The 22,271-nt window shown below is 63.2% G+C and carries 19 protein-coding genes and 1 pseudogene; 13 read left to right on the top strand and 7 right to left on the bottom strand.

Going from position 1 to position 22,271, the window contains the following annotated elements:
• Window positions 1-1,903: 1,903 nt before the first annotated feature.
• The 10 genes and pseudogenes from sauS to T281_RS09500 all read left to right on the top strand — a co-directional run.
• A complete protein-coding gene (gene sauS, locus T281_RS09540; protein ID WP_037237831.1) occupies window positions 1,904-3,328 on the top strand; it encodes an acylating sulfoacetaldehyde dehydrogenase in 1,425 nt (474 codons plus the stop codon).
• Between the two features lie 8 nt (window positions 3,329-3,336).
• Window positions 3,337-4,458: a succinate--CoA ligase subunit beta gene (locus T281_RS09535; RefSeq protein WP_037237829.1), complete on the top strand. Its 1,122-nt coding sequence runs from the start codon at window positions 3,337-3,339 to the stop codon at window positions 4,456-4,458.
• Window positions 4,455-5,321, top strand: coding sequence for a succinate--CoA ligase subunit alpha (gene sucD, locus T281_RS09530; protein WP_037237827.1), 867 nt, complete (start codon window positions 4,455-4,457; stop codon window positions 5,319-5,321). The genes T281_RS09535 and sucD overlap by 4 nt, the downstream gene beginning before the upstream one ends.
• Before the next feature lie 400 nt (window positions 5,322-5,721).
• Entirely contained in the window at window positions 5,722-5,856 is a 135-nt protein-coding gene (locus T281_RS19730; RefSeq protein WP_276324625.1) for a hypothetical protein, read from the top strand.
• 61 nt (window positions 5,857-5,917) lie between these two features.
• Window positions 5,918-6,937, top strand: a complete 1,020-nt coding sequence (locus T281_RS09520; protein ID WP_037237823.1) for a TAXI family TRAP transporter solute-binding subunit — start codon at window positions 5,918-5,920, stop codon at window positions 6,935-6,937.
• Window positions 6,938-7,016: 79 nt separating this feature from the next.
• On the top strand, window positions 7,017-7,790 hold the full coding sequence (locus T281_RS17720; protein ID WP_155955185.1) for an SEL1-like repeat protein: 774 nt from the start codon (window positions 7,017-7,019) through the stop codon (window positions 7,788-7,790).
• Window positions 7,791-8,009: 219 nt separating this feature from the next.
• Window positions 8,010-8,804 carry an aliphatic sulfonate ABC transporter permease SsuC gene (gene ssuC, locus T281_RS09510; RefSeq protein WP_037237821.1) on the top strand — a complete coding sequence of 265 codons (795 nt, stop codon included), beginning with the start codon at window positions 8,010-8,012 and terminating at the stop codon, window positions 8,802-8,804.
• Window positions 8,801-9,595 carry an ABC transporter ATP-binding protein gene (locus tag T281_RS09505; RefSeq protein WP_245269204.1) on the top strand — a complete coding sequence of 265 codons (795 nt, stop codon included), beginning with the start codon at window positions 8,801-8,803 and terminating at the stop codon, window positions 9,593-9,595. The genes ssuC and T281_RS09505 overlap by 4 nt, the downstream gene beginning before the upstream one ends.
• Before the next feature lie 4 nt (window positions 9,596-9,599).
• Window positions 9,600-9,746, top strand: coding sequence for a hypothetical protein (locus tag T281_RS19525; RefSeq protein ID WP_245269203.1), 147 nt, complete (start codon window positions 9,600-9,602; stop codon window positions 9,744-9,746).
• A gap of 18 nt (window positions 9,747-9,764) precedes the next feature.
• Window positions 9,765-10,427 (top strand): annotated as a pseudogene (locus tag T281_RS09500) (ABC transporter substrate-binding protein); the annotation flags it as partial.
• A 138-nt stretch (window positions 10,428-10,565) separates the two neighbouring features.
• Here T281_RS09500 and T281_RS09495 read toward each other — a convergent pair.
• From T281_RS09495 to T281_RS09480, 4 genes are all read right to left on the bottom strand, one after another.
• Window positions 10,566-12,698, bottom strand: coding sequence for a heavy metal translocating P-type ATPase (locus T281_RS09495; RefSeq protein WP_037237819.1), 2,133 nt, complete (start codon window positions 12,696-12,698; stop codon window positions 10,566-10,568).
• A gap of 72 nt (window positions 12,699-12,770) precedes the next feature.
• Window positions 12,771-13,325: a hypothetical protein gene (locus tag T281_RS09490; protein WP_052037320.1), complete on the bottom strand. Its 555-nt coding sequence runs from the start codon at window positions 13,323-13,325 to the stop codon at window positions 12,771-12,773.
• A gap of 56 nt (window positions 13,326-13,381) precedes the next feature.
• A complete protein-coding gene (locus T281_RS09485) occupies window positions 13,382-13,786 on the bottom strand; it encodes a magnetosome protein MamC family protein (RefSeq protein WP_037237816.1) in 405 nt (134 codons plus the stop codon).
• 24 nt (window positions 13,787-13,810) lie between these two features.
• On the bottom strand, window positions 13,811-14,110 hold the full coding sequence (locus T281_RS09480) for a hypothetical protein (RefSeq protein ID WP_037237814.1): 300 nt from the start codon (window positions 14,108-14,110) through the stop codon (window positions 13,811-13,813).
• A 956-nt stretch (window positions 14,111-15,066) separates the two neighbouring features.
• Here T281_RS09480 and ppdK point away from each other — a divergent pair.
• From ppdK to T281_RS17715, 3 genes are all read left to right on the top strand, one after another.
• A complete protein-coding gene (gene ppdK / locus T281_RS09475) occupies window positions 15,067-17,769 on the top strand; it encodes a pyruvate, phosphate dikinase (protein WP_037237835.1) in 2,703 nt (900 codons plus the stop codon).
• 123 nt (window positions 17,770-17,892) lie between these two features.
• Window positions 17,893-18,855, top strand: a complete 963-nt coding sequence (locus tag T281_RS09470) for an ArgK/MeaB family GTPase (RefSeq protein ID WP_037237812.1) — start codon at window positions 17,893-17,895, stop codon at window positions 18,853-18,855.
• Between the two features lie 284 nt (window positions 18,856-19,139).
• Entirely contained in the window at window positions 19,140-20,102 is a 963-nt protein-coding gene (locus T281_RS17715) for a cell wall hydrolase (RefSeq protein WP_052037319.1), read from the top strand.
• A 169-nt stretch (window positions 20,103-20,271) separates the two neighbouring features.
• On the opposite strand, the gene moaC is transcribed toward T281_RS17715, so the two are convergent.
• The 3 genes from moaC to trpD form a co-directional block, all read right to left on the bottom strand.
• Window positions 20,272-20,742 (bottom strand): cyclic pyranopterin monophosphate synthase MoaC, encoded by a 471-nt coding sequence (moaC, locus tag T281_RS09460; RefSeq protein ID WP_037237809.1) that lies wholly within the window; start codon window positions 20,740-20,742, stop codon window positions 20,272-20,274.
• Window positions 20,739-21,560 (bottom strand): indole-3-glycerol phosphate synthase TrpC, encoded by an 822-nt coding sequence (gene trpC / locus T281_RS09455; RefSeq protein WP_037237806.1) that lies wholly within the window; start codon window positions 21,558-21,560, stop codon window positions 20,739-20,741. The genes moaC and trpC overlap by 4 nt, the downstream gene beginning before the upstream one ends.
• A 3-nt stretch (window positions 21,561-21,563) precedes the next feature.
• Window positions 21,564-22,271 (bottom strand): anthranilate phosphoribosyltransferase (trpD, locus tag T281_RS09450; RefSeq protein ID WP_037237804.1); only part of this gene is annotated, 708 nt, incomplete at its 5' end.

Here is a 22,271-nt window from a genome sequence, read left to right as displayed (position 1 = left end):
AATGGAGAACGCGCCCATCGAACAACCGTCAGCCGTGCGGAACGCCCGCTATGCCTGCGCACGAACCCGGCAGCCGGATCGCTCCCACCATCGGCGAGACTTGCCGCGCTCCTCTTCGCGACGCGCGCCAGAAGCGCCGGGCACCTATCCGAACAACTGCGACTCGATCCCCTCTCCCGCAATGCGCGAAGCTTGCGCGGCGAGCCTTCGCCCTTTTCAAGGCGATCCGAGATCATTCTTCGCCGCCAAACGCATCGATGCCGACGATAAGACGGTGCCCCCGGGTAGCGGTGGTAAGCCTTGTGGCCGGTGAAGGAACAAGCGATTTGAGAGAATAGCCAAGATTTGGTATGGTCTTAAAGGTTCTGCATCTCGGGCAAGGAGCGTCTTGCTGCTCTCGACGCTTCTCGTACCCAGCATAGCGATGAGCGGTCGCTCGGGTTTGGCGACGATACTCGATACGCAATGTGCCTTATGCTGCTGTGCGATCGCGTGACCTTGGGCGACCGGCAGCGAGGGGATCTCGGGGAGCCGTTCGCAATCAGCGAAGGCTTCCGGTCTTCTCGCAGTCCCACCGGCCGTTCCGGTCAACCAAGGCACCGAGCGCCTCTTCGGCAAAGCTCGACCATCGGCTTGTCCCGTGGCACGCGCCGTCGCTCGACCGGTTTCGCCTGAGGACCGCCGGATGGCGCAGGACGCATAACATCCGGCCGCAAGGACGGCGGCTCTCAGGCCGAATTGCTACCATAGTCAACCAACGCGACTACGGGCTAAAAGAGGAGATACCCCCGTCACTGCTCGTATTAGCCAGGATAGCTCCGACGCCCAAACCTCCAGCAAAAACACCAACCCCGATGCCTATACCCACCGTGTCCACGGTCTCCGGCTGGACAGAGCTTTCCCCGCAGGATGGAGGCGTAGAGGGGACGACCGTTGTCTGGCCAGCACCCACTTTCGCAACGCACCCGTTTTCATAGGCGATGTCAGCTGAACCCGCACTGACGCGTATGCGGTCACCGGGCGCCAGGAAGGTACCCGCGCCGGCCGGCACATAGCCGTTGCCGCGATTAACCGATACCGCGCCTTCGACATAGGACAGGGTAGCTGCGTTAGCAGCCGCTCCTATCGTCAAAACTGAGGCGCTTGCAAGCACACGCCCCCAAAATGCTATTCTTCGCCTAAAAGCCATGGTGAGCATTTTTACCTCCGTTGCGTTCCCCCACGCTCGGCGCCAGATTTGCCGAGTCCGTTCAATCTCGGCAACTACTAATGCAATTATAGGCTGCAAATCCCGGATCGACGTATCCCATTTACAACTATTAATTGTTGACTCTTTGAGTGATCGGATCACCAGAATGCCTTCCAAGGTGCTGCATAATCTACGAATTCATTGGAAAATGGCAACTTCTAATGCAACCCATAATATGAAATGGTTGCAGACATAATAGTGCTTGGGTCCGCTGATTTCGTTCAACCTGCCCTATAGCTTGGATGTACTTCTAATTGACTTGGCGAAGCTGTGCACGAATCTCGTAAACGTTGCTCAGTCGCGGCAGTGATCGGCTCGGCGTCGTCCGCTGCTCGCGCTTCAACCCGATTCCCGCCTTCGTTTCCTTCCACAAGCTTCCGGAACGGCGCGTTCGTTGTCTTGAGGCGACGAGATCCGGCGGCGGCATCACGGCCTCAATCCCGATATCCGGCGCGCGCTGGAACGGCGTATGCGAAACTGGCGCGCAGGCCGAGAGATGGCATTTGCCAATGTGGCGGGGATTGAGCGTAGGTCAGCCTCAGTTTTGCTCCATCCCGTTCCTATCCTCACAGCGGTCCGGGCGAGTCATGCGGCATAGAAGAAAGCGCGCGCCCGGAACGGGGAGCGACCAGGAAACTGCGTGTGGGGGAAGTTATGAGTGGGGTTGTGAACGAGCCGACCGGCGCGGGCAAGCGGGCCGACATGAACAGTTTGATGAAAGGCGCGCGGGCGGCGCAGGAGCTTTTCGGGACTAGCGATCAGGCCCGCGTGGACGAAGCGGTGCGCGCCATGGCCTGGGCGATCTACAAGCCCGAACATGCGCGCGAGCTTGCAGCGCTCGCCGTCGAGGATACGGGCCTCGGCAATGTGCCGGACAAGATCACCAAGAAACAACGCAAGACGTTCGGCACGCTCCGCGATCTGCTGCGCGCGAAATCAGTCGGCATCGTAGAGGCAGACCGCGCTCAGGGCATCGTGAAATATGCGAAGCCAATCGGTGTGATCGGTGCGGTGACGCCCTCCACCAATCCCGGCGCCACCCCCGTCAACAAGGCGATGATGGCGATCAAGGGCCGCAACGCAATCATCATCGCGCCGTCGCCGCTGGGCTACCGGACGACCGCACGCACCGTCGAGTTCATACGGGCGGAGCTTTCGCGCATCGGCCTCCCGGCGGATCTGGTGCAGATCGTGCCCGCGCCTGTGACAAAGGAACTGACCCAGGCGCTGATGGAAGCGGTCGACCTTGTGGTCATCACTGGCTCGCAGGATAACGTGAGGCGCGGCTATTCGAGCGGCACGCCCGCCATCGGCGTTGGCGCGGGCAACGTGCCGGTCATCATCGACGAAACCGCCGATCTCGACGCGGCGGCGATGAAAATCGCGGCTTCGAAGACGTTCGACAACTCGACCTCCTGCTCGTCGGAAAACGCGGTCGTAATTCTCGATGCCGTCTATGACGAGGCCATCGCAGCGCTGGAGCGCACGGGCGCTTATCTCGTTCCGCCGGACAAGAAGCCTGGCATCGAGGCTACGCTCTGGCAGGGCGGGAAGCTGAACCGGCATCTGATCGCGAAGGACGCCGCGTTGCTCGCCCGCGCCTTCGGTCTGCCGGTGCAGGCGGAGGCGGCGCGTTTCCTTCTCGTGGAAGAAACCGGCGTCGGCCGCGATTTCCCTCTATCGGGCGAGAAACTGTCGCTCGTGCTCACCGTCTATCGGGCGAGGGAGTTCGTCCACGCGAAAGAAATCGTCCGCAGCATTCTCGACTATCAGGGGCGCGGGCACTCCATGGGCATCCATACCAAAAACCTCGACCGCGCGCGCGAACTCGCCGCCGAACTCGACGTGGTACGTGTGCTTGTGAATTTCGCCCACACCTTCGGTAATGGCGGCAGCTTCGACAACGGCCTGCCCTTTACGCTCAGCATGGGCTGCGGAAGCTGGCAGAAGAATTCGATCTCGGAAAACCTGAATTACCGGCACTTCCTGAACATCACGCATCTCGTGACGCCGATCCCCGAAGATCGGCCGAGCGAGGAAGACCTGTTTGGGCCGCACTGGGCAAAATACGGACGATAGGGGCAAAGATGAACCTGCTAGAGCATGCCGCGAAACATCTCGTTCTGCGGAACGGCGGGATTGCGATCCCGCAAGGCATCGTGTGCCATACCCCGGACGAAGCACGCGAAGCTTTCGAAGTGCTGCGCCGCCCCTGCGTGGCGAAGGCACAAGTTCCGGCGGGCAAGCGCGGCAAGTCCGGCGGCATCGTTGTCGTCACCAACGCGCACGAGGCTCACGACGCAGCGCGCTCGCTGCTCGGCACCTGCATCGCGGGACACCGCGTATCGGCTGTGCTGCTGGAGGAGAAAGCGAACATCGCGAAGGAATATTACGCCGCCGTGCTGCCGGATGCGGCGGGTCGCGCCCCGATGGTGCTGTTCTCCGAGGAGGGCGGCATGGATATCGAGGAGCTTGCGGAAGCGAACCCGGCCGCGATCCGGCGGGCGACCGTCGACGTGCTGAAGGGATTCAGCGAAGAGGAAGCCGCCGCGCTCGTCGAAGGGGCGCCGCATGACGCCGTGCTCGCGCCGGTGCTCGTAAAGCTCTACGACGCGTTTCGCGCACATGACGCAGCGCTTCTCGAAATCAACCCGCTCGCCGTGCTTGACGATGGCCGGGCGGTCGCGCTCGACTGCAAGTTCACGCTCGATCCCGCCGCAGCGAGCCGCCAGCCCGAGCTTGCGAAGGCCTCCGTGCCCGAGCCGCTGACCGATCTTGAACGCCTCGCCGCCGAGGCTGGCCTCAAATATATCGAGCTTTCGGGCAACGTCGCCCTTCTCGCCAACGGCGCGGGCCTGACCATGACCACCATGGACACGGTAAGTCGTCTCGGCGGGACGCCCGCGAACTTTCAGGAGATCGGCGGAGAAGCCTACACCAAGGCCGAAGCCGCGTTGAAGATCGTGCTCGCGCATCAGGGCGTGAAGAGCCTCGTGGTGAATTTCTGCGGCGCGTTTGCGCGCACGGATGTCATGGCGGAGGGCGTCGTCGCGGCATGGGAAGCGCTGAAGCCCGACATCCCGGTTTTTTTCTCGATCCACGGCACGGGCGAGGACGAGGCGGTGGCGCTTGTCCGCGAGCGGCTTGGCATCGAGCCCTTCGACTTCATGGAAGATGCGGTTAAAGCCGCGGTGGAGGCAGCGCGATGATCGTTCGCAAAGAGACACGGGTGCTTGTGCAGGGGATCACCGGCAAGCAAGGCACGTTCTGGACGGAAAAGATGATCGGTTGCGGGACGCAGGTTATCGGCGGCGTCAATCCGAAGCACGCGGGCACTGAACATGTCGGCGTGCCCGTGTTCGCCTCGGCGCGCGCCGCGATGGAGGCCGCGCCTTTCGATCTCGCTCTGATGTTCATTCCGCCCGCAGCCGCCAAGGATGCCGCGCTCGACGCAATCGAGGCGGGCGCGAAAACGCTCGTGGTGTTGACGGAACATATCCCGCTTCAGGACGTACTGACCATGCACGCGGCGGCAAAGGCGCACGGCGCGCGGATCGTCGGGCCGAACACGGCAGGCATCGTGACCCCGGGCGAGGGCTTCGCAGGCATCATGCCGGGACACAACCCGAACATCTTTCAGCCGGGCCGCGTCGGTGTCATCTCCCGCAGCGGAAGCCTCGGCACGCTCGTCTGCCTGAACCTGACGCGCGCGGGCCTCGGACAGTCGGCGTTCATCGGCATCGGCGGCGATCCGGTCATCGGCACCAGCACGCGAGAGGCGCTGGAAGCGCTCGACCTGGACGCCGGGACCGACGCCGTGGTGATCGTCGGCGAGATCGGCGGCACCATGGAAGAGGAAGCGGCGGAGTACGCGCGCGGAATGAAGAAGCCCGTCGTCGCGTTCATCGCGGGGCGTTCCGCGCCTTCCGGCCGGACGATGGGCCACGCCGGGGCCATCGTGACGGGCCATCGCGGCACCTACAACTCGAAGCGGAGCGCGCTGGAAGCGGCGGGCGTGGCCGTCACCGATCTGCCCAGGGACATTGCCGAGGCGGTGGCGTCCCGTCTCTGATTCAGAAAGAGAGACCGTTTTACCGGATCGGATTGCGTTGCAGTCAGATCGGAACGAGCTCTTTGTTCACGACGCGCGCGCCATATCGCGTTGATATGGCGGAAAATTTCTGGCCAACCCGTCGCCGGGAAACAAATGTAAGGTCGCAACGCACGCCCTCGCTCCAAGCGATGCGGCGTGCTTTTTTGTATACAGTCGCTGGGCTTTCGTAGACGAGCGCATTTTCGGCAATTTTCGACATCGAACACTGAGCCTGAAAGCATTTCTATTACATCCGCAGGCGATACGATAGAAAAACCGAACGAAAACGGTACTCAATTCGAGATATATTGCATACATCTAAGATATAACAAAGGTTGCGTCAGCGTGATCATTACAATCGCAAAGAAGATGCCGCAATTTGGACAAAGTCGGCCATGATATAGGCAAAAAAGCGAGAGTGGCCGATGAGTTATTTCAAAAAGCAGACGACACGATGCGTATATCTCGCAGTTTTATTTGGTTGCGCGATATCGATATTACCCGCAACCGCTGAAAGCCCGTTTTCTGCCTATCAGGAGCGGAAAAAGCTGGCGAATGAGAGCGTTGTAACCATCATGGGATCGGGCACGGCCAGCCCGTATACACGCCTCGCGGAAGACATCCAGAACGTCGTCGACGAACCGAACGTGCCGGGCGGTCTCCGCGTGCTGCCGATACTCGGGCGCGGCGGTGGACAGAATGCGATCGACGTGCTTTTGCTCAAGGGCGTCGACATGGGCGTTGTCGAGGCCGACGATATTTCGCAGGCACGCATTAAAGACCCTGCGGTTTTCGCGAATGTCGAGCAGCGCATCCACTACATCACCAAGCTCGCGAATTCCGAGTTCCAGGTCCTGGCGCGAAGGGAAATCAAGACTTTCGCCGATCTCGAAGGCAGGAAAGTCAATTTCTTCAAGAAGCTGAGCTCGACCGAGATCGCCTGCAACGCCGTCTTCAAGGCGGCGCAAATCAACGTGGTGCCGACCTATTACGATCAGGAAGAAGCGGGCGCGCGGCTCAAATCCGGCGACATCGACGCGATGGTCCGTTACGCCGGCGCGCCGCACAACGCGTTCTCTGGCTTCAAGGGCGACGACGGATTCCATTTCCTGTCGATCGACGCCGACAGCGTGGGGGCGGAGCGTTACAGCGAGCTTCTAAAGACGTATTCGCCCGCGCTTCTCAAGAACGAATACTACCCGCAACTGATCGCGAACGACCGGCCAGTCCCAACAATCGCGGGAAGCATGCTTCTCGTCGTCTACAACTGGCCTGCGAACTCTGAACGCTATACGCGTGTGGCGAAGTTCGTGGCCAAGTTCTTCGACAATATTGCGAAGTTTCAAGGGCCCGGTCGCCATGCGAAGTGGAAAGAGATCAACATCGCTTACGAGGTGCCCGGCTGGACACGCTTCAAGGCAGCGCAGCAGTGGCTCGACGGTCACAAGGAGGCCGACGCCTCGACAGGCGGGCGGGTGAAGACCGATTTCGACACCTTCCTGAAGACGCGCCAAGTCGCCGGGAACGCGATTTCCAAGGAAGAGCGGGAGGCACTCTTCCAGCAATTCATGGCTTGGTACTCGAAAAAGAAATGAAATTTCGACCGTAGAAAAAGCGGAAAAAAGCCAACGAGGTCGGTGGGACGTGGGCACGTGGAAACCTTTGGCTGGAACTTTGACAGCCGGCATCTTGGTGGCGGGAAGCCTGCTGGCACCGCAAGGGCTGGCCGGAACCACAGCCTCGCTTGACGCAGACCTGAAGGAAGACCGGCACCCCTCGCGGACGAAGATGGTGCAGGCTGCGCCGACAGAGTTCACTGTGTCCGATGTCGTGGGGCAAGCAGGGCAAACCATCGCCCTCGGCATCAGGCCCCAAAGCGTGGGCTCGCCGGAAGATTTATTCGCCATTACGGGCCTGCCGCCCGAGGTGAAACTGTCGAGCGGCTCGCCCCAGGACGATATCTGGCTCGTGCGCCGGAAAGAGCTTACCTCGCTGGCTATCCTTGCGCCCGAGGCGTTTTCGCGCCGGTTCCAGATCGCCGTGACGCGCGTCCGCACGAATGAGAAGCCTCCCCTGACGCTCACGGCAAGCGTCACCATCTCTGCAAAGCCTGCCGGGTCCGGCGTGTTCACGTCGGCGGGACAGCCCCGCCCACGCGCCGCGTATGAGCGCTCGGCTGGCGAAAACGCCCTCTTCGACAAGGCGCGCGAGCGCTTCAAGACCGGCGACATCGCGGGCGCCCGTGCCATTTTCGAAGTCCTCGCGCTGAAAGGCGATCCGGATGCCGCTATCGCCATTGGCGAGACTTATGATCCAATCGTGCTCGGGCAACTGTATGTGAAGGGGCTTCAGCCGGACGAGGCGAAGGCCGTTGCCTGGTATCGCAAGGCCGATGAACTCGGCGACCAGCGAGCCCGAACGCGCCTCAATGCGCTCAATCAGAACTAATGAAACTTCGCACCCGCTGGTGGCATCGCCATCAAATGGCGGCTTCGAAATTGCAATAGATTCAAGTATTTGCTGGCACTCTTGAGGCGCACACGCTTGCCTGAGAGCATGCAGCAAGAGGGACCAAATATATGCGTCAAAGCACTAGCCTCAGTTGAAGCGCTTCAGGGCGCCTCCTTCGGACCTTTCAACCTCGATCAACAGTGTGAGCGTTTTGTGATGCGGCAAGGCTTCTTGTCTCGAGTAGGGACGTCATTGGCTCCATGGGCGCTTCCGGTGCTCCTCGTCGTCGCATGGGAAATCGCCTGCAACGCGGGGATCGTGTCGCAGCGCGTGCTACCCGCGCCAAGTCAAGTGGCCGCGGCGTTCTGGGCGGCGATCTGGGACGGGACGCTGTTCGAGCATGTCGGCATCAGCGCACAGCGCGCGCTCCAGGGCCTCATGATCGGCGGCGGCGCAGGCTTCTTCCTCGGCGTCCTATGCGGCGTCCTGCGGCCCGCCGAGGTGCTGATCGACTCCTCGCTGCAAATGCTCCGCAATGTCCCGCATCTGGCGATGATCCCGCTGGTGATCATCTGGTTCGGCATCGACGAGGAGGCGAAGGTCTTCCTCGTGGCTATCGGCGTGATGTTCCCGATGTATCTGAACACCTATCATGGCATTCGGACCGTCGATAAGGGGCTGATCGAAATGGCGAAGGTCTACGGGCTCGGGCCGTTCGCCCTGTTTCGCCGCGTCATTCTTCCGGGCGCAATGTCCTCGGTCATGGTCGGGCTTCGCTACGCGCTCGGCATCATGTGGCTGACCCTCATTGTCGCGGAGACCATCTCTGCGTCGAGCGGCATCGGCTACATGACGATGAACGCGCGTGAATTTCTGCAAACCGACGTCGTGGTGCTTGGCATCCTGATCTACGCGCTTCTGGGCAAGCTGGCCGATGTGCTGACGCGAGCCCTCGAACGTCGCCTCCTGTCCTGGCATCCCGCATACCAAGTGAAAGGCAGGACCGCATGACGCTTCTTCCGCTCTCGAAACCGCAAGGCGACGATACCGCCACCACGATGACCGAGACGACCGACGAGCCAAGGCGCGGCGGCATCGGCTTGCCACTGAGGCTCGACAGCGTGACGCGCTCCTTTGGCAGCCTCAAGGTGCTGAAGGGCGTCACGCTCGACATCCCGAGGGGGCAGTTCGTCGCCATTGTCGGCCGCTCCGGTGGGGGAAAGACCACCATTCTGCGGCTCGTGGCAGGCCTCGACCTGCCGACCTCCGGCAGTGTCGTGATCGGCGGCGAGGTTGTTTGTGGCCTTCAACCGTCGGTTCGACTGCTTTTTCAGGATGCACGGCTCCTGCCCTGGCAAACGGTGATCGGAAATGTCGGCGTAGCGCGCGGCAAGGATTGGAAAGAGACAGCGCGTGCGGCGCTCGAAGACGTCGGCCTCGCAGGCCGCGAAAACGACTGGCCCGCCGTGCTGTCCGGTGGTCAGCGCCAGCGCGTCGCACTCGCCCGCGCGCTCGTTTCGCGGCCCGGGGTGCTGCTCCTCGATGAGCCTTTCGGCGCGCTCGACGCGCTCACCCGCCTTGAGATGCACAAGCTCACCGAGCGTCTCTGGCAGGAGAACCGTTTTACGACGATCCTCATCACCCACGACGTCGCCGAGGCCGTGGCGCTTGCAGACCGCGTCCTCGTGCTGCGCGAGGGGCACATCGCGCTCGATATTCCTATCGACCTGCCCCGGCCGAGGCGCGAGCACATCGATCCGAAATCGGCCGAAATCAAAGCCCGCATCCTGAAGGAGGTTTAGACTCATGCATTTCCTGAGATCCCTGCTGCTTGCCGCTTCCTGCGTCGTCTTCGGATGGCAGGCACCGGCAGCTGCCGAAGACAAGCCAGATACCGTGCGCATCGGTTTCCAAAAATCGTCGACGCTGATCACCGTGCTGAAGACGACCTAAGGCAAGCTCGCGCAAGCCGCTGGCGCAAATATGATCTATGTTGCGCAAGAAGCACCGTCGCCGACCGCGCAGGCGATCCTCATTCCCGCCGCTTCGGAATTGAAATCGCCAGCCGAGCTCAAGGGCAAGCGGGTTGCACTCACCAAGGGCACGGGCGGCCATTATCTGCTCCTTGCGACGCTGGCAAAGGCGGGGCTGACCTTCAAGGACATCCAGCCGGTCTATCTGGGGCAAGCGGATTGCCGCGCGGCTTTCGAGCGGGGCAGCGTCGATGCGTGGGTGACGTGGGATCCCTATCTTTCGGCCGGTGAGATTCAGGCTGGCGCGCGCGTGCTGGCGGACGGCAAGGACGTGGCGCTCTATCAACGCTACTATCTCGCCTCGACGGCTTTCGCCACCGCGCGTCCCGACGTGCTCGCGGTCATCTTCGATGAGCTTCACGCCGCCGGAAAGTGGGTGAAGGACAATCCGCAGGCCGCCGCCGAGCTTCTGAAGCCGATCTGGGGCCTCGATACGAAGATCATCGAGCAGGCGAACGGCCGCCGCAGCTACGATGTGCGTCTGCCCACCACGAACAACCTCGTCGATCAGCAGATCATCGCCGACACCTTCTTCAAGGAGCAGTTGTTGCCGAAGGCGGTCGACGTGAAAAGCGCCAAAATCTGGCACCGCGGCTCGTAGTGATCCGACATCGACGGTAGCAGCCATTTGAAGATCGTTCCGATCGGATTGTATTGCAATCCGATCGGCTAGTTGCTGGCGGCGGGCTTGCGCACCCGGTCACGAGGTAAGGCAAGTGCGCCGGTTCTCCGCCCCCGTTCAGTTCATCGTGGAATGACGTGAAGGCGCAGGCAGCTTCCGCAGCGGCGCAAGGCGAGCGGCGGCAGGCTTTGCCGGGAGCTTGTTCGAAGCGAGCGCGCGCAAAAGAATGCCGATGGTGGTGCCGTTGTGCAGAAAGGCCGTCGCGATGGGCGACAGCTTGCCGAGCACCGCGAGCGCCATGATCGCGGAGTTGATGGCGACCGACGCGCGGAAATTCGAGCGGATGAGCTTCAGCGTCTCGCCGGAGAGGCCGCGCAGCTTGGCCAGACCGTCGAGCCGGTCGTCGAGCAGTAGAATGTCGGCGGTCGCGCGGGCGATGTCTGCGGCGCGCGGCATGGCGATGCCGACATGGGCGGCCATCAGCGCCGGGCCGTCGTTCACACCGTCGCCGACAAATGCGACGACGCGGCCTTCCGCCTTCAGCGCCTCGACGATGCTCGCCTTATCCTCGGGCTTCTGGTCGTGATAGACGCGGTCGAGTTCGAGGATCTGGCCGATCTGCTTCGCCTTCGCCTCGTGGTCGCCGGTAATCATGATGATCGACTTCACGCCGTTCTCGCGGAGCTGGCGCAGCACGGGCAGCGCCTCCTCGCGAAGCCTGTCGCGAAGGCCGATGACGCCGATGAGCCGCCCTTCCGCCGCGACGAACAACATGGATTTGCCCGCCCCCGCCAGCCGCTCGATGATCGCTTCCGCGCCCGCGAAAGAGACGCCTTCGTGCTCTTCGAGATAGTGACGCGAGCCGATGCGGATCGTCTGGCCCTTGACGTGCGAGCCGATGCCGTGGCCGACGAGAAAATCCACCTCTTCGTGGCTGATATGCGCAAGATGGCGGCGGCGCGCGACATCCACCACGGCCGCGGCGACGGGATGGCTCGTGTGCTCGGCGAGCGACGCGACGAGCGCGAGAAGCGCCGCGTCATCGAGATCCGAGTCGGTCGGACGGTGAATATCCGTAACTTCCAGCGTATTGTGCGTGAGCGTGCCCGTCTTGTCGAAGACGACCGTATCGACCGAGCCCACGGTTTCGAGCGACCGCCCGCTCTTGATGAGGCACCCCTCCTTCGCCGCGCGGTACATGGCCGACTTGACCGCGATGGGCGTGCCGAATTTCACCGCGCAGGAATAGTCGACGAGAAACACCGATTCGAGCCGCCGCCAGTCGCGCGTCGCGGCGAAGACGCTCGCGCCCGAAGCGAGCGTGATGAACACGCGGCGGTCGGCGAGGCGATGGCTTTCGCTCTGGATGCCGGTCGGATCGGTCAGCCCGTCGAGGATATAGCGGGAGATGCGCGCCGTGGTGGTGGTGTCGCCGACGCGCTCGGCCACGATGACGAGGCGGCCTTCGGTCACGACGGAGCCGGACAGCACTTCGTCCCCCTCCTCCCGCGGAATCGGCATGCTCTCGCCCGTTACGGCCGACTGGTTCACCCACGCATTGCCCGAGAGCACGACGCCATCCACCGGGATGCGGTCGCCCGTGTTGACGACTACGCGCGCGCCTTCGGTCACCTCATCGTAAGGGATGCTTCGGAGCGCGCCGTCGTCGGTTTCGATGGTCACGGCTTCCGGGCGCGCCTTCAGGAGATTGCGCAAGAGCGTATCCGACCGCGCCGACGTGCTCGCCTCGATATGCCCGCCGAGGTCGAGCAGGAAGCGCGTGAAGTTCGCGGTGCGCCAGTCGCGCCGGAACGCGGGCAGCGTGATCGCGATGGCGTCGAGCACTTCGACGGTCACGCCGCGATTGGCGAGCTTGCGCGCGCCGCGCACGAGCACGGGCGCCACATTCGCCGCCGAGATGAGCGCGCGGAGCGGCGGCGGCAGGAAGAAACTCGCGAGGAGGATCCCACCGGAGACAAACACATGGCCAAGGTCCGGGCCTTCGTCCTCGCTTGCGACCGGCACGGCATCCGGCGGCGCGGGATGGTTGACGGCGCGGAGAATGCCGGTGCGCGTGCGCCGCTCCCCGTCGTGATGCACGACGAGGGTTTTCGCGGGCGCGTTAACGCGGACCGAGGTGACGCCCGGCAGCGATTCGACGCTCGCCGCCACACGCGGCCCCATCGTCGCGGCGTCGGTAAGCCGGAACCGCAACCGCGTCGGCGTCTCGTGCACAATGCGAATCGTCATGCGTCGTTTCCCCCGACGAGCACGGTGCGGGGGCCTCCCCGCTTCCGCACAAGGCGCTATTATCGATGGCGATTACTGGTGGTTGTCCCCCGTGTGGATCTCGGCTTCGGCGTCGCGGAACCGCTCCTTCACCTCTTCCACCCCGCCCTGAAGCGTCGACCAGAGCTTCACCGCCGCGCCGATCAGGTTCTTCTGCACCGTCTCGTTGGTCAGAAGGTATGTCAGGCCCGCGCCGATCACGACGCCCTTGACCAGCGCGTCGTTATGGATGTCGAAGCCCGACGAGAAAAAGCCGCCGTTCGTTTTCTGCTGCGCCGGGGCTTCCTGCTGTGGCGCTGCTTGCGGGCCATAACCGTAACCGTAGGGCGCAAAATGCGGATGGTGGTGATGCCCGTACCACGGATGCGGGCCATAGGCCGGAGCGGGACCGTACCAGGCCGGCGCTTGCGGCTGGGTGGCCGGTTCCTGCGGCTGCGGTTGACCCTGCGGAGCCGGACCCCAGCCGGGGTGGCCATAAGGCGCGCCATACCCCGGAGCCGGGTAGCCCGGATACCACCCCTGCGGAGCCTGTGCCGCGTTCGGACCTTGCGCGTTGTACGTCTTGTTTTCGTTGTTGTGGTCGCTCATGAATGTCTCCTGCCTAAGACCGAATTTTTCGTGCGATGGCGACGGGACGCGCGGGATCAGACCCCCTTCGGACCCTGCGACGATGATGCGAGAATGATGTCGTCGCTCTTCTTCGACGAAGGTTCGTCCCTGTTTTGCGCAGCGTCGGAGATCGACGTCGGGCGCCTTGGAGGCGACATGACCCAGGCCGCCGCCGCCGCGCCTGCAAGGAAAGATGCCACGCGCGAAAACCCGTGTCCGCCGACCGCTGCGGCTGCCGCGCCGCCGACCGCCGCCGCAATGCCGGCTTTCGTCGCTGCGGCGAGAGTATCCGTGACCGCCTGCGGGACCGACTTGTCACCCTGCTGTGTCGCCGATATGGACTGGCCCGCAACGATACCGCCGCTTATGAGGGCGCCGAAAGCGCCGAAGCGAAGCGCCGCATCCGCAGCCTCGCCGGAAAGATGGTGCTTATGCGACATGATTTTTCTCCTTGGGTATTCTCTTTAATACCGTCCGTTCGACCTCCGCCGTCCCTCGCCGTCAGACAGCGGCGCCTTCGGATCATCCTCCATGATCGTCACCGTTCTCTTGTTGCGAACGGCGGCCGCCACCAGCACGGCTGCGGCTCCGATGGCGGCACCCGTCCAGAAGCGCCGGTCGGAAACGGTGGCGCGATCCAGAAGGCCAACCTGCGCCACGGGATCGAACGGCGACCCGTGGGCACCATGCAGAAGCTGCTCCACAAGCTTGTCGCCGTGGCGCATGGCGTGAAGGAGATTGGAAAGCGTGTCATCGTAGGACATGATTGTCTCCGGACGGTTTCGCGCTGACATCGAAGGCTGGGTAGTACTGCCGCGAGGCTATGCTCTGGCGCATACGTTCACTTACCTTGCTGGCTGCGCTCAAACAGGCGTATCGCCGACAAGCACTAGCAACTCATTGAATCCATTGCGGTTAGTGCCGGCGATGGCAATCAGATGGTCAAACTCACCGCAGTGGAGGTTCCGCTTCCGAACCCATAAGAGCGGCCTCCGATCTTGATAGTGCGACGCGTGCGTTAATAATATGTGCCCATGAATACAGCTACATAGTAACGAAACCAAAAGTCAACGCATAATTAAAGGTTGAAATTAGAATAATTATAATTTTAATCTTCTTGCCAGTGGCCGTTTCTATAACAGTTTCGCGCGAGCAAGCGCCGATATGGGCCAATAGTCTCGTGGTTGACCGTAAAGCTGACCAAACCGACGACGATGACCCTTTGTCGTAGAATTGCGCGCGAAACGAGAAGGTGATCCACCGGACCGCCATTTCCGCAGGCGGTGCGGACAGAACGCGGCTAAACGCGATCACGATTTCCGCGCCACGCGAAAAATGACGGTTAACCATTTGCGGTAGCGGCCTTCGGATGTTACCACGCTTGAACATGCGTCCTGTCCCAGCTGCACAACCTTGCCTCGCCCTCGCCTGCGTCCGTCCGGGCCACCGATCGCGCGAGCAAGATAGCTTTCGGGGAACGGGAGCCGCACCATATGATCATGTAGACGACGTGAGCTGATCCATGGCCAGCTTTCACCCCCTCCAGCTTGCCCTAGACATGACCGTGAAAATCCTTGAAACCAATCTGCGCCTTGCAGAAAGTTTCGCCACGATCATGAATGGGCAACGGAACCGCGGGGAAACGGCTGCGGCAGGGTCACGCGAAAGACAATCTGGCGACGGCTCAGGCACAGCCGCCGGCGAAAATCGGAGCAATGAAATGTCGGGCGCGCAAAAATTCGTTTACCGCTTCGGGGCTGGCAAGGCTGATGGTTCGGCCGAGATGCGCGAGCTTCTGGGCGGCAAGGGTGCCAACCTCGCCGAGATGTCGAACCTCGGCTTGCCGGTGCCGCCCGGCTTCACGATCACGACCGAGGTCTGCAACGGCTATTACGCCAACGGCAAGAAGATGCCGGAAGGCCTCGTGGATCAGGTCGATGAGTCCGTGCGCTATATCGGCGAGACGGTCGGCGCAACGCTCGGCGACGCCACAAACCCGCTCCTCGTTTCCGTGCGCTCGGGCAGCCGCGCGTCGATGCCCGGCATGATGGACACGATCCTCAATCTCGGCCTCAACGACGAGACGGTGGAGGGGCTCGCCATCCGCTCGGGCGACCGCCGCTTCGCGTATGACAGCTACCGCCGCTTCATCCAGATGTATTCGAACGTCGTGCTCGACGTGAAGCACGAGAACTTCGAGGAAATTCTCGAACACTACAAGCATCAGAACGGCTACGACCTCGACACCGACATCACCGCCGACGACTGGCGCACGCTGATCGAGCAATACAAGGCCGTTGTACAGCGCAAGCTCGGCAAGCCGTTCCCGCAGAACATCGAAGAACAGCTCTGGGGCGCCATCTCGGCTGTGTTCGACAGCTGGAATAACGCGCGCGCGATCAAGTATCGCGAGTTGAACCACATCCCGGAAAGCTGGGGCACGGCGGTTAACGTGCAGGCCATGGTGTTCGGCAACCGCGGCGATACAAGCGCGACCGGCGTCGCCTTCACGCGCAACCCGTCCACGGGCGACGGGCGGCTCTACGGCGAGTTCCTCGTGAACGCGCAGGGCGAGGACGTGGTGGCGGGCATCCGCACCCCGCAGAACATTACAGAGGTCGCGCGGGTCGAGGCGGGCAGCGACAAGCCTTCGCTCGAAACCGTGATGCCTGAGGCATTCAAGGAGTTCGTGGCGATCTGTCATACGCTCGAAAATCACTACCGCGACATGCAGGACATCGAGTTCACCATCCAGGAAGGCAAGCTCTGGATGCTGCAATGTCGTAATGGCAAGCGCACCACCCCGGCCGCGCTCAGGATCGCCGTCGACATGGCGAACGAGGGCCTCATCAGCCGCGAGGACGCCATCAGCCGCATCGAGGCGGCGCAGCTCGACCAGCTTCTGCATCCCACCATCGACCCCAAGGCGAAGCGCAACATCCTGACCATCGGCCTGCCCGCCTCGCCAGGCGCGGCTTCGGGCGAAATCGTGTTCTCGCCGGACGACGCCGAGAAGCTGAAGGCGCTGGGCAAGAGCGTCATCCTCGTCCGCAACGAGACGAGCCCGGAAGACATCCACGGCATGCATGCGGCGGCGGGCATTCTCACCGCGCGCGGCGGCATGACGAGCCACGCGGCCGTGGTTGCGCGCGGCATGGGACGGCCCTGCGTCTCGGGCGCTTCGGCGCTCCGCATCAACGCCGAACTGAAGACGGTGACTGCCTCGGGCGTCACGCTGAAGGAAGGCGACATCATCACCATCGACGGCTCGACGGGTCAGGTGATCCAGGGCGAGGTTGCGATGCGTCAGCCGGAACTCACAGGCGACTTCGCCAAGCTCATGGAATGGGCTGACGTCGTGCGCCGCATGAAGGTGCGCACCAACGCCGACACCCCGCGCGATGCCGAGCAGGCGCGCAAGTTCGGCGCGGAGGGCATCGGCCTTTGCCGCACCGAGCACATGTTCTTCGACACCGACCGCATCATGGCGATGCGCGAGATGATCGTCGCGACCGACACCGACGGCCGCCGCACCGCGCTCGCGAAGATCCTGCCGATGCAGCGTCAGGACTTCATCGAACTGTTCGAGATCATGCAGGGCCTGCCCGTCACGATCCGACTCCTCGATCCGCCGCTGCACGAGTTCCTGCCGCATGGCCACACGGAAATCGTCGAGCTTGCGCAGTCGCTCGATATCGACCCGGCGACGCTTCGCGCCCGCGTCAACCAGTTGACCGAGCAAAACCCGATGCTCGGCCATCGCGGCTGCCGCCTCGCGATCACCTATCCGGAAATCGCGGAGATGCAAGCCGCCGCCATCTTCGAGGCCGCCGTCGAAGCCGGCAAGCGCACCGGCAAACCGGTGGTGCCGGAAATCATGGTGCCGCTGATCGCCACGAAGAAAGAACTCGACATCATCAAGGACATCATCGTCCGCGTGGCGAATGACGTCCAGCTCGCCACGGCCACGAAGATCGACTACCAGGTCGGCACCATGATCGAGCTTCCGCGCGCGGCGCTTCGCGCGGGCGAGATCGCGGAAACGGCGGAGTTTTTCTCCTTCGGCACGAACGACCTCACGCAGACGACCTACGGCATCAGCCGCGACGACTCGGGCGCGTTCCTCGGCGATTATCTGAAGGCCGGGATCTATTCGGCCGATCCGTTCGTCTCCATCGACACGGTCGGCGTCGGCGAACTCGTGAAGCTCGCATCCGAGCGCGGCCGCGCGACACGCGACAAGCTCAAGCTCGGTATCTGCGGCGAGCATGGCGGCGACCCGGCGTCCATCGCGTTCTGCGAGACCATCGGCCTCGACTACGTGTCGTGCTCGCCGTTCCGTGTGCCTGTGGCGCGCCTCGCAGCGGCGCAGGCCGCCATCGCGAGCAAGAAGGCCAGCAACAAGAACCTGGAAGACCGCTGATCAAAAAAGCCCGCGCTTGCTCTTTCGGCCAATGGACGACGGAGCAGCGCGGGAGTTAACTCCGAGGCGAACGGGGGGCTGATCCGCTCCCGCTATAGCAAGGCACTCCCGCCGGATGAGCGCATGACAGCGACCGCGCCTTCACTCTTTCCGACGCTCGACGCCATCCGCGAAGGTGGCAAGGGAAAGGTCGCCGCCGCGCTGTCGGCTATCGAGGCCAATCCCGGACCAGCGGCGGACTTGCTCGACAAGGCCTATGCGGAGCCGAAGGGCATCGCCCTAGGCATCACCGGGCCGCCCGGCGCGGGCAAATCCACGATGATCAACGCGCTGATCGCGGGCTGGCGTAAGGCCGGTCAGACGGTCGCGGTGCTTGCGGTCGACCCGTCGTCGCGCGCGAGCGGCGGCGCGTTGCTGGGCGACCGCGTGCGCATGCGAAGCGACCCCGAGGACAACGGCGTGTTCATCCGCTCCGTTGCCGCGCGCAATCGCCTCGGCGGTCTCGCCGACATCGCCTACCCCGCCGCGATCCTGCTCCGCGCCGTCTACGACCGCGTCATCATCGAAAGCGTCGGCGTGGGCCAGTCCGAGACGGACATCACATCCGTGTCGGATTCCGTGGTGCTGTGCATCCAGCCCGCCTCAGGCGATTCGCTCCAGTTCATGAAGGCGGGCATCGCTGAAATCCCGGATATCGCCGTCGTCACGAAGGCCGACATCGGCGCTGCGGCCACCCGCGCGCTCTCGGATCTCAAGGGCGCGCTGTCGCTGTCGCACCGCGATGCGGACGTGTGGGCGCCGGAATGTCTTTCCGTATCGGTCACGAGCGGAGCGGGCCTCTCGCCGCTGTTCGAGGCATTCGCCCGGCATGAGGCGTGGCTTCGCGACGGAGGCCGCCTCGCTCGCCTTCGCGCGGTCAAAGCCCGCGACTGGGTCGAAACCGAAATCGCTTCCGAATTCGGCCGCAAAGGTCTGGCGCTTGCCGAACGCGAATTTTTTAACGACTGGAATAACCGACCATTTACCACGATCCGGCGCGCTGCCGCCGAGTTTCGCGTTTTGCGCACGCCGTCTCACGGCGCTTGAAAGCCCGCCGCGCAGCACCTCCGCAATTTTGACACCAACGAAGCTATAGCTAGAACGCTCGAATTGTACCGAGTTGCCTAACGGCCTGTTAACCGTTCTGGCGCTATGTTCTGCGTTGCGTAGGAGTGTCGATGAGAAGTAGCCGTCCGATGACCGGGTATCAGGGGCAAAGCAGGGCGCTCGTTTCACGACCCCAGCAGCAGTTCGAGGTCATCCGGAAACCCGCGTTCGCGGTTGAAGCGCCGCGACCCGTTCCGCTTACTTTGAAAGCACGTCGATCTTTCGTGAAACTTGCGGTATATACGTTACTCGCAGGTATTTTCGCCGTTGGCGGCTATGCTTGGCGCGATCCGGATGTGCGCCGCGCCATCGATTACCGCGTGACGATGCTGACGACGACCGGCGTTTCGCAGGTCGCTCCTACCCTCGTCGAAACAGCCGAGGTGGCGGAGCCGCTCCCGCCGCAAGCCGCGCACCTGTTTTACGACAGCCAGAAAGGGCCGCGCGCCGACAAATTCGCCTATGCGCTGAAGGCCGCGGGCAGCGACACGATTGCGCGCCGCATGAAGGCCGATCCCCTGCGCCTCGACACGGCGAAGGCGGCGCCCGATCCGGCGCAAACGGCAGCGCTTGCGAGCGCCTCGCTGTTCATGACGGCGTTCGCCCCGCGCGAGGAAGCGCCCGCCGCGATGGAGGCGCCTCCCCCGCCAGTCGAATCACGCAACACGCAGTGGGCCGGGCTTCTCAAGAACGCGAGCCTTTCGCCGGAGCAGCCGAAAACACTGTTCGGCGGCCTCACCGAAGACGAATTCCGCGCGCGCGAACTTCGCTGCATGGCCACCGCGATCTATTTCGAGGCGCGCGACGAACCTGTGAAGGGCCAGATCGCGGTTGCGCAGGTGGTCATGAACCGCATCAGAAGCCCGTTCTATCCGAAAACCATTTGCGGCGTCGTCTATCAGGGCGAACGGCTGCGTACCGGCTGCCAGTTCTCGTTCACCTGCACCGGCAAGCGCAATACCGTAAAGGAACGCGCCGAATGGGCGACGTCGGTGAAGCTCGCGAAGCAGGTCATCGCGGGCGAGGTGTGGCTCGACGATGTGGGCTACGCCACGCATTACCACGCGACCTATGTGCACCCGTCGTGGCGGCATGAGCTTATCAAGATCACCCAGATCGGCGGCCACATCTTCTACAGGATGAAGCCGGGCACGGTGCAACTGGCGCTTTTGAGCGAAGGGCTTTGACGGCACAGCGTCGTGCCGTGCATCAGACGCGGCAAGACGCTACAAGTTTCGGTTGTCGATCAGCTTATCTGCGTCAAATCGAGGCCAAATTCAACGCAGGTCGATCTGTGCGGGCTGATTTACGGCGCGAGACGTTGCGCCGAGCTTGGGATGCGTCGTCCCGGCCGACTCAGAAGCCGCCGCTACTTCGCCCGCCGGTCTTCTTCAGCAGGCGAACGCCGTCGATCACCATCGTCTTGTCGGCGGCTTTCAGCATGTCGTACAGCGTGAGACACGCGACCGAAACCGCCGTCAGCGCCTCCATCTCGACGCCGGTCTTGCCGGTGGCCTTCGCGAGCGCCTCCACGTGAACGCCCGGACGCTCGGGGCGCAGGTCGAAGCCGATACTCACCTTCGTAAGCGAAAGCGGATGGCACAGCGGGATGAGTTCGGCCGTGCGCTTCGCCGCCATGATGCCCGCGATGCGCGCGGCCGCCAGCACGTCGCCCTTTGCGATCGCGCCATCCTCGATCAGCGCCAGAGTTTCCCGCGCCGTTACGAGCCAGCCTTCGGCGATCGCCGTCCGCTCCGTCTCAGCCTTGCCCGCGACGTCGACCATTGCGGCCTCGCCCTTCCCATCGATATGGGAAAGCACGCTCATGCGGTGGCTGCCTGCCTTTCGCCGCGAGCCGAACGCCCAAGCAGCGCGCGCGTCGCGGCCTCGACATCGTCGTGGCGCATGAGGCTTTCGCCGACGAGGAACGCGCCCGCGCCTTCGCGCATCAGCCTCGCAATGTCGGCGGGAGCGAAAATGCCGCTTTCAGAAACGATGATCCGCCCCGGAGGGATGAGCTGCGCCAGCCTTTCGGTCGTTTCGAGATGCGTCTCAAAGCTGTTGAGGTCGCGGTTGTTGATGCCGATCAGCCACGAATCGAGCGCGAGCGCGCGGCCGAGTTCATCTTCGTTATGCACCTCGACGAGCACATCCATGTTTTGCGTGCTCGCGGCTGCTATCAACTCCTCGGCCAGCGCGTCGCTCGTACAGGCCATGATGACGAGAATGCAGTCCGCGCCCATCGCGCGCGCCTCTGTCACCTGATAGGGATCGACCATGAAATCCTTGCGCAGTACCGGCAGCGAGCACGCCTCGCGCGCGGCGACGAGATAGGCGGGCGCGCCCTGAAACGAGGGGCCGTCCGTCAGCACCGAGAGGCAGTTCGCGCCGCCCGCTTCATAGGCGCGCGCGATGGCGGCGGGGTCGAAATCCGGGCGGATCAGTCCACGCGACGGGCTGGCCTTCTTCACCTCGGCGATCAGCGCGGGCTCAACCACGGCGACGCGGCGCGAAAGGGCGTCGAAGAAGTCGCGGACGCGGGGCGCGGCGGCGGCGCGCTCATCAAGCTCGGCAAGCGGAACCTGCGCTTTCGCAACGGCCACTTCCTCTTTTTTGTAGGCGACGATGCGGTCGAGAATGCTCATGGCTTATCCTGTTACGGCCGCGTTCGGCCGGTCGTCATTGGCGGCGTCGGGCGTGTCGGCGCTGGCGGCGATCAGCCCGTCGAGCGCCTTTTCCGCGTGTCCTTCATCAATCGAAGCGGCGGCGAGCGCTGCACCCTCGCGCAAGGTGGCCGCGCGGCCCGCGACGATGAACGCGGCGGCTCCGTTCAAAAGCACGATGTCGCGGAAGGGCCCGCGCTCGCCGCGAAGAAGCGCGCGCATCGCGATGGCCGCGTCTTCCGGCGTCCCGGCTTGGAGATCGTCAAGCCGCGCTTCCGGCAGGCCAGCGTCGCCAGGATGCACGTCGAACGAGGTGAACGCGCCGTTCTTGAGTTCGACCACGCGGCTCGCGCCCGTCGTGGAAAGTTCGTCCATACCGTCGGCGCCGTGCACGGCCCACACATGATGCGCACCGTTGCGTCGAAGCACCTCCGCCATGGGCTGGAGCCAGTCCTCGGAATACGCCCCGATCAACATGCGTTTGGCACTGGCCGGGTTGGTCAGGGGCCCAAGCAGGTTGAAGATCGTGCGCAGCTTGAGCGCGGCGCGAACCGGCGCGGCGTGGCGCATCGCGGGATGATGCGTCGGCGCCCAGAGGAACGTCAGTCCGGCGCGCTCGAAGCAGCGCTTGTGCCGCTCGACCGGCATTTTCAGCGTCACGCCAAGCTTTTCGAGCACGTCGGCCGCGCCCGA

The sequence above is a fragment of the Rhodomicrobium udaipurense JA643 genome (assembly GCF_000636015.1).
Lineage (GTDB): Bacteria > Pseudomonadota > Alphaproteobacteria > Rhizobiales > Rhodomicrobiaceae > Rhodomicrobium > Rhodomicrobium udaipurense.
This window is presented reverse-complemented; position numbering and strand designations above follow the sequence as displayed.

Excerpts from the sequence above, each read along its gene's own strand:
- ssuC (WP_037237821.1), top strand. The coding sequence starts at position 8,010 with ATGCGGCAAGGCTTCTTGTCTCGAGTAGGGACGTCATTGGCTCCATGG.
- T281_RS09535 (WP_037237829.1), top strand. The coding sequence starts at position 3,337 with ATGAACCTGCTAGAGCATGCCGCGAAACATCTCGTTCTGCGGAACGGC.
- sauS (WP_037237831.1), top strand. The coding sequence starts at position 1,904 with ATGAGTGGGGTTGTGAACGAGCCGACCGGCGCGGGCAAGCGGGCCGAC.
- moaC (WP_037237809.1), bottom strand. The coding sequence starts at position 20,742 with ATGAGCGTGCTTTCCCATATCGATGGGAAGGGCGAGGCCGCAATGGTC.
- T281_RS09480 (WP_037237814.1), bottom strand. The coding sequence starts at position 14,110 with ATGTCCTACGATGACACGCTTTCCAATCTCCTTCACGCCATGCGCCAC.
- T281_RS09520 (WP_037237823.1), top strand. The coding sequence starts at position 5,918 with ATGGGATCGGGCACGGCCAGCCCGTATACACGCCTCGCGGAAGACATC.
- sucD (WP_037237827.1), top strand. The coding sequence starts at position 4,455 with ATGATCGTTCGCAAAGAGACACGGGTGCTTGTGCAGGGGATCACCGGC.
- T281_RS09490 (WP_052037320.1), bottom strand. The coding sequence starts at position 13,325 with ATGAGCGACCACAACAACGAAAACAAGACGTACAACGCGCAAGGTCCG.
- T281_RS09485 (WP_037237816.1), bottom strand. The coding sequence starts at position 13,786 with ATGTCGCATAAGCACCATCTTTCCGGCGAGGCTGCGGATGCGGCGCTT.
- T281_RS09470 (WP_037237812.1), top strand. The coding sequence starts at position 17,893 with ATGACAGCGACCGCGCCTTCACTCTTTCCGACGCTCGACGCCATCCGC.
- trpC (WP_037237806.1), bottom strand. The coding sequence starts at position 21,560 with ATGAGCATTCTCGACCGCATCGTCGCCTACAAAAAAGAGGAAGTGGCC.
- ppdK (WP_037237835.1), top strand. The coding sequence starts at position 15,067 with ATGTCGGGCGCGCAAAAATTCGTTTACCGCTTCGGGGCTGGCAAGGCT.
- T281_RS19525 (WP_245269203.1), top strand. The coding sequence starts at position 9,600 with ATGCATTTCCTGAGATCCCTGCTGCTTGCCGCTTCCTGCGTCGTCTTC.
- T281_RS09495 (WP_037237819.1), bottom strand. The coding sequence starts at position 12,698 with ATGACGATTCGCATTGTGCACGAGACGCCGACGCGGTTGCGGTTCCGG.
- T281_RS09505 (WP_245269204.1), top strand. The coding sequence starts at position 8,801 with ATGACGCTTCTTCCGCTCTCGAAACCGCAAGGCGACGATACCGCCACC.